This window comes from Ideonella azotifigens, from assembly GCF_006519715.1.
GTDB classification, from domain to species: domain Bacteria; phylum Pseudomonadota; class Gammaproteobacteria; order Burkholderiales; family Burkholderiaceae_C; genus Ideonella; species Ideonella azotifigens.
In genome coordinates this window covers 1-6,442 of the sequence record NZ_VIDT01000300.1, presented here as the reverse complement: position 1 = coordinate 6,442, position 6,442 = coordinate 1, and the positions used below count along the sequence as shown (strand labels likewise).

General features: G+C 58.6%; 6 protein-coding genes. 1 reads left to right on the top strand and 5 read right to left on the bottom strand.

The window, feature by feature from the left end; all coding sequences use genetic code 11:
* The 5 genes from FKP22_RS17505 to FKP22_RS17485 form a co-directional block, all read right to left on the bottom strand.
* Nucleotides 1-387 (bottom strand): DNA-binding protein (locus FKP22_RS17505; RefSeq protein ID WP_170200941.1); only part of this gene is annotated, 387 nt, incomplete at its 3' end.
* A 416-nt stretch (nt 388-803) separates the two neighbouring features.
* On the bottom strand, nt 804-1,100 hold the full coding sequence (locus FKP22_RS17500; RefSeq protein ID WP_141288793.1) for a DUF705 domain-containing protein: 297 nt from the start codon (nt 1,098-1,100) through the stop codon (nt 804-806).
* A complete protein-coding gene (locus FKP22_RS17495; protein WP_141288791.1) occupies nt 1,097-1,708 on the bottom strand; it encodes a DUF3806 domain-containing protein in 612 nt (203 codons plus the stop codon). Before FKP22_RS17495 ends, FKP22_RS17500 begins: the two co-directional genes overlap by 4 nt.
* 167 nt (nt 1,709-1,875) lie before the next feature.
* Nucleotides 1,876-2,706, bottom strand: coding sequence for a DUF6602 domain-containing protein (locus tag FKP22_RS17490; RefSeq protein WP_141288789.1), 831 nt, complete (start codon nt 2,704-2,706; stop codon nt 1,876-1,878).
* A 97-nt stretch (nt 2,707-2,803) separates the two neighbouring features.
* Nucleotides 2,804-3,820 carry a hypothetical protein gene (locus FKP22_RS17485; protein ID WP_141288787.1) on the bottom strand — a complete coding sequence of 339 codons (1,017 nt, stop codon included), beginning with the start codon at nt 3,818-3,820 and terminating at the stop codon, nt 2,804-2,806.
* A 437-nt stretch (nt 3,821-4,257) separates the two neighbouring features.
* Here FKP22_RS17485 and flhA point away from each other — a divergent pair, with 437 nt between their 5' ends.
* On the top strand, nt 4,258-6,297 hold the full coding sequence (gene flhA, locus FKP22_RS17480) for a flagellar biosynthesis protein FlhA (RefSeq protein WP_375140591.1): 2,040 nt from the start codon (nt 4,258-4,260) through the stop codon (nt 6,295-6,297).
* The last annotated feature ends 145 nt before the right edge of the window (nt 6,298-6,442 follow it).

Here is a 6,442-nt window from a genome sequence, read left to right as displayed (position 1 = left end):
CCGGGCCAGCTCGGCCTCGGCCTCGCCGCTCAATGCCAGCAGGAAGGCCAAGTCACTTTCGGTCTTGGCTTGCGCGTCACGTTGGCCGGCGGCGGCCTGGTCCATCAGCTGCTGTGCCCAGTCGCCCAGCGCGGTGATCAGTGCCGCTGGCGGCGCCACGTTGATCGGCTCAGCCGGCTCTGCCTGTGCCGCGCGCCAGGCGCTCAGGTGCTGGTGCAGCACCTGCGTCGGGCCGGCTTCCTTTTGCTTGCCGGCCAAGGCTTCGCGCAGTGCGCGCAGATCCACCGGCAATCCGTCGTCCGCCAGCCCCTGAGCGGCTGCGGCGACGTCGTCGTATGCGAGAGGCGAAGGGTGGGGAGCTTTGTCCAGTGATTGCTGATCAGCCATGTCGTCCAGTTCCAGTCGGGGGCGCGCGGCGGCAAGAACGTAGAAGCGCCCGCCAACCCGCTCGCCAGCACCCGACACGCTATCTGGTTCGGCCGCGCGGCACTCATCAGTAAGCCGGGACTATCAGGCTCAACTCTTGGCTTTCGGCGCCGGCTTCAAAACCAGGAAAGGAAAACAAGGCAGGCGCAGCGCACAAAAAATAAATGGGGTCAGAGTCAATTTATCTGGATCCGGCCGTGCCGTGCTCACCTGTTTCCGCAAGATAAATTGACTCTGACCCCATTTATTTTTGAACCGTGGCCGTACTGCCATCCTGATTTCACCCGTCAAGCAGCCGAAGACAAAGATTTCGCAAAAAAATCAGGATGCGAGTTTCAACCGTTGCACCGCGGAACGCCTTCGCCTCATCAGTGGACTCACGCCTGCGTTGATTGCGCCGGATAGAGATGCTTGCAGAACTTCCACTCATTCAACGGCTGGTCGTCAATGTATACCGTCGGCTTGGCGAGGAATGCTTCAAAGCAATGCGAAATTCCCAGTTCTGCGGCGGTGTTCCTGCAGTATTCGGCGCCGCCCGAACTCCAAAGATACAAGGTCGTACCTTCCTGCTTCAATCTACGAACCTGATCGATGACGGCAGGCATGGGGATGCGTTTGGTGCCAACGGAGCGAACCATTGTGTCGTCAATGTCAACGTAGACGATTTTGTTCATGTGTAGGTACGCAAGGTAGCGCTGCTCGCTTGATGTGCCAGCGCTGCATAAACTGGGGAAAAGAAACCGAACTCTCCGCTTTCGATGCGTTTGGAAATGGTGTGATACGGAAAACCTCGGAATTGCCTGTCTATACCATTGACGGCCAGTGTGGTTCCGTATTGGTCGGTCAGTTTAATCCATTGCATGTGCAAATGCTCGATGCAGTATTGGCCGAATGCCGCGCCGAGAATTTCAACGACTGCATCGCTAGAGTAGCCGTGCTTGTCCTTGCCAGAAAGCCAAGCCTCGAATGCCTGGTCAAGGTTCTGAAGGGTCCAACCAGGGGACGAAGTTCCAAGAAAGACATTGATGAATGCGCCGGCAAATGATGCATTCTCCAAAATCGGAGCCGTTTCTGCGTCGCTCAAAGCCACCATCGTTTCGGGCGAAGGTTCAATTGTCGCGATGAATGCTTCAACAGGTCCGTCGGGTGAAGGAATCGATTGGCGCTTCTGTGCCAATAGCGTCTTCCCCTCCAGTTGGGCGTTCTGGCGTGCCAAAGCAGACCGTTGCGTTGGCTTACCGAAGCGACGCAAAGCGTCGAGGATGTCGGTGACTATGCTCATGGAAATTCAGGGGGCGGTCTCAAGTCTTTCATTGCAACATTCCAGCGGGGCCGATCTGTACGACGATTGCGGCGCCGGGTGGAATCAATGTCGCAGTGCAAGACTTGGCCCGGCGATTCTTGTTTTTTGAATAATTCAACGTAAGAATTTTGGAATGCAAAACTCGGTTATTTTCGATATTTTGACTTGCTAAATAAATTCGAAGCGAATGTGACGTTCAACGTTTCTGCCCAGTCTATTGGCACAAGTTCGATCCAGCTAAGCGCCTGCAACAGGGTGACCAAGCCTAGGCCGAATGCATTTCCTGCTGCAGGCTCGACTCTGAGGCCAGCCCAGTACTTGCTATCGTAGAAAAGTGCGCCTTTAATTCCGTCGGGGCCTAGTAGGACGGACTGCGTAGCGATGTGATTCGACCCAAGGACAAGAAGGTCAGGATCGAGCGCGTGGGGTTGATTTGAGATGCATATCCGAGGATCAAAAGTCCTTGTGAAGATTGCGCAGAAGGGCTGGTTCTTGAACGGAGGATAGTTGCGCGGCCAGTCCCGTACTTTGCCGCCTTCGATTGGACCTTCCTCTTCATGTTCCGGATTCGTCCGGTTCGGACGGGTGAGCATGAGCTCTTTGACTTTTCGAGTCTGGAGAATTGCCGTCTCGACTACTGAGCTATCCGTAATCGAGTGCTTGCACTCGATATATGCGTAGACGGCATCTACAGGAATCTGCTCCTTGACTGAGTACTGAAGACCAATATTGGCGCGCAACGTTGGGCACGACATTTTGTCGTAGATGATCAAATCATCTCCAGCTGCACGCCCATCCTCGGTGATCACGAAGCCGCGGCAGACACCAAATCTAGCAGGGAGGATGTCTTCAAGTAGTGCACACATGGCGACTTCGAACTCCGCACCTAGGTCGAAGTTGAAGATCGCCTCTATGTCGGTCAACCGAGCCTCGACCTTGCGTGACAGTCGTTCTATATAGCCGCCGTACGTGCTCAATTAGTTTCCGATCTGCTGAAGCCAGAGGTGAGTATCGATGCTTTCCGTCAAGGTTAATCGAAGAAAAGCGAAGCATTTTTGTCGTCGTTGAACGCGTTTAGGTATTCGCGCTCCACAGAACCTTGCGCGCCAGGAGTTCCGCTTGCCGTGCAAATCCAACCGGTGGTTCTGAGGTTGAGCCGTGCGCAATGTCATCCCGTGCACCTTTGAGCAACTTGAACTGGGAAATGTCGGTGTCATTCAGTTTGGACCAAACACATGTTGCGCACCACACAAACCGGTCATAAAGATTCTTTAGGTTATCGACTTGCGTTTGAAGCAACTTCGTCGCGGCCTGACCATGCGAGCCCTTGTCACTTAGGAGCTTGCAAAGCTCAGATGCGTGGTCAATGCGCCCATACACAGCGTGTGTTTCAACTTCAAGTGCGAGGAAGAAGTAGAGGAACCGTTTCAGTTGATCTTTTTCGCCGAGTCCCAGTGCAAAGAACCGAGCGGCCTTGGCGTTTAGCGATGTGGTCACTTCTCGCGCGGCCTCCAGCTTTCCAGCCAGTTGCGGCCCTTGTAAGTTGTACGCTGTGTACAGCTCAGCGTGAAGCTGCATGCGGATGTCATTGACTACAACCCCGCTCGCCGTTCGGCCGACAGATGCACGCTCAAGCTTGCGCAATTCTACGTAGCGATTCTCTTCATTCAGTACGCAGGTCAAGCCGGAGACTATTGGAGGAAGAGCTCTCGACTCAAACTGCGAAAGCTCTATTCGAACGTTCGGAAAACAGTCGTAGGTAGTGACACTGCCGTCATCCTCCCTCTTGATTCGGCCAGTATCGCACTTGTGTTCTCGTGTCGGGCCGATCTGCACCAAGATGAACGGTCCCTGGCTTTTGGTCTCTTTCTTCCATTCTTCTTCATTGTCGACGAAGACGTCAGCCACAAGGGCAGTGCAAGCGGAATTCACACTTGACCCGACTGCAAGCCGATAGTCCACTCCTGCGACCCTTCCTTGAGATACTTCCGTAGTGCCTTCTGCCAAAGCAATTCCTCGAGCCTCATAGACGGTGATGCTCGAAAATGACGCCGATATTGATTCGGCTTCCGCTAATTCGCGGAAGCCCATTGCCTGCGTGAGTCGGTTTGATAAGGTAAGCGACATATGGGTGACTATTTACGATGCCTACGCATTGTGTTCATCACCACACTGCCGTATTCAACCACGCCCGCCTGCGTAACAGCCCCACCCCTCCAGGCGCAAGTTCTTGATCCATCTGAATTCCCCTCCCCATTCGTTGGCTCCCTCCACTCCATAAATCCGCTGCCAAAACCGGCACCTGTTACAGATTCTGCTGGCAAGCCCTGGACTTGCCAAGCGTCGGATGAAGGATGCGGGTCGATGGCGGCACGGCGCGGAAGACAGGCGCTTTCCCCCCTCTTATCCGGCTCAAGTCCGCGGCCCTCCCGCGGCACCATGGCGGGGCACCTGATTGCTGCCCAAGCCACGCCCACATGAACGCTCTCACCCTTCAGCTGAAGAACCTCTTCGGCGAGAACACGGCCATGATCAAGGCGCTGATGGCGCCGTTGTTCATCGTCATGGTGTTGTCCATGATGGTGCTGCCGTTGCCGCCGTTTGCGCTGGACGTGCTGTTCACCTTCAACATCGCGATGTCGCTGATGGTCATGCTGGTGGCGGCCAACATGATCAAGCCGCTGGACTTTGCGGCGTTCCCGACCGTGCTGCTGGTCACGACGCTGCTGCGGCTCTCGCTGAACGTGGCGTCCACCCGGGTGGTGCTGGTGCAGGGCCACACAGGCGCGGGCGCGGCGGGCAAGGTGATCGAGGCGTTTGGGCACTTCCTGATCGGGGGCAACTTCGCGGTCGGCCTGATCGTGTTTGCGATCCTGGTGGTGATCAACTTCGTGGTGGTGACCAAGGGCGCGGAGCGCATCGCTGAAGTCGGCGCGCGCTTCACCCTGGATGCGATGCCAGGCAAGCAGATGGCGATCGACGCCGACCTGAATGCCGGCCTGATCGACGAGAAGGAAGCCAAGAAGCGGCGCTCGGAAGTGAGCGAAGAAGCGGACTTCTTCGGCTCCATGGACGGTGCGCTGAAGTTCGTGCGCGGCGATGCGATGGCCGGCATGCTGATCCTGGTGATCAACATCGTGGGCGGCTTCATCATCGGCGTCGCACAGCACGGCCTGTCGGTCTCCGAAGCGGCAAGCTCGTACATCCTGCTGGCGGTGGGTGACGCGCTGGTGGCGCAGATTCCGGGCCTGCTGATCTCGGTCGCCGCAGCCATGGTGGTGTCGCGTGTCGGTTCCGGTGAAGACACCGGCAGCCAGATCCGCAACCAGATGTTCACCTCGCCGCGCTCGCTGGGGCTGACGGCGGCCATCATCGGCGCGCTGGGCCTGATCCCCGGCATGCCCAACATCGTCTTCCTGGCCATGGCCAGCCTGATCGGCTACTACGCTTGGTGGCTGACCAAGCGCCAGAAGGAAGAAGCCACCGAGGCGACCCGGCCGGTGGTGGACAACGCGCCGGCCTCGAACGCCGAGGCCACCTGGGACGACCTGCAGCCGGTGGACACCCTTGGCCTGGAAGTCGGCTACCGGCTGATCGCGCTGGTCGACAAGGCGCGCCAGGGCGACCTGCTGGGCCGCATCAAGGGCGTGCGCAAGAAGTTCGCCCAGGAAGTGGGTTTCCTGCCGCCCTCGGTGCACATCCGCGACAACCTGGACCTCAAGCCCAGCATGTACCGCGTCACGCTGCGCGGCGCCACCATCGGCGAGGGCGAGGCCTATCCGGGCATGTACCTGGCGATCAACCCCGGCGGCAACGCGCCGCAGCTGCCCGGCACCAAGACCGTGGACCCGGCATTCGGTTTGCCCGCGGTGTGGATAGAGGAGCGCCAGAAGGAGCAGGCCCAAATGGCTGGATTTACGGTTGTTGATTGCTCGACCGTGGTGGCCACCCATCTTTCACACTTGATGCAAATGAATGCGGCCAAGTTGCTGGGCAGAACCGAAGCCCAGGCCCTGGTCGAACATGTCACCAAGCTCGCTCCCAAACTCATCGAAGACGTGGTCCCCAAGATGGTCGGCATCGCTACCCTGCAAAAAGTCCTCCAGCTGCTGCTGGAAGAGGGCGTGCACATCCGCGATTTCCGCTCCATCGTCGAATGCCTGGCCGAACACGCCAGCATGGTGACCGACCCGGCCGAACTGGCCCGCCGCATCCGCATTCACCTGGCCCCGGCCATCGTGCAGCAGATCTACGGCCCGGCCAAGGAGCTCGACGTGATCGCGCTGGAACCCGAACTCGAACGCCTGGTGACCCAGGCCCTGAACTCGCCGCACGGCGCTGCGCTGGACCCGGGCGTGGCCGACACGCTGACCCGCCAGGCGGCGGAGAGCGCGAAGAAGCAGGAGAACCTGGGCCACCCGGCCTGCCTGCTGGTGCCTGACGCACTGCGCGCACCGCTGGCGCGCCTGCTCAAGCGGGCGGCACCGCGCCTGAAGGTGCTGGCCCACAGCGAGATTCCGGAAACGCATTCGATCCGCATCGGCTCGATCATCGGAGGTGCCGCATGACCTCCTTCTTCCGAGCTCAAGGTAGTTGGCGCGCCGCCCCCTCGGTGGCTTCGCAGGAGCAAGCAGCATGAACGTCAAGAGATTCACCGCGCGCACGTCGCGCGAGGCCTTCGCCCTGGTGCGCCAGGCCTTTGGCGAAGACGCG

What these genes read in the sequence shown, in the direction of transcription:
- FKP22_RS17500 (WP_141288793.1), bottom strand. Translation starts at nt 1,100, where the DNA reads ATGAACAAAATCGTCTACGTTGACATTGACGACACAATGGTTCGCTCC.
- FKP22_RS17495 (WP_141288791.1), bottom strand. Translation starts at nt 1,708, where the DNA reads ATGAGCATAGTCACCGACATCCTCGACGCTTTGCGTCGCTTCGGTAAG.
- FKP22_RS17485 (WP_141288787.1), bottom strand. Translation starts at nt 3,820, where the DNA reads ATGGGCTTCCGCGAATTAGCGGAAGCCGAATCAATATCGGCGTCATTT.
- flhA (WP_375140591.1), top strand. Translation starts at nt 4,258, where the DNA reads ATGATCAAGGCGCTGATGGCGCCGTTGTTCATCGTCATGGTGTTGTCC.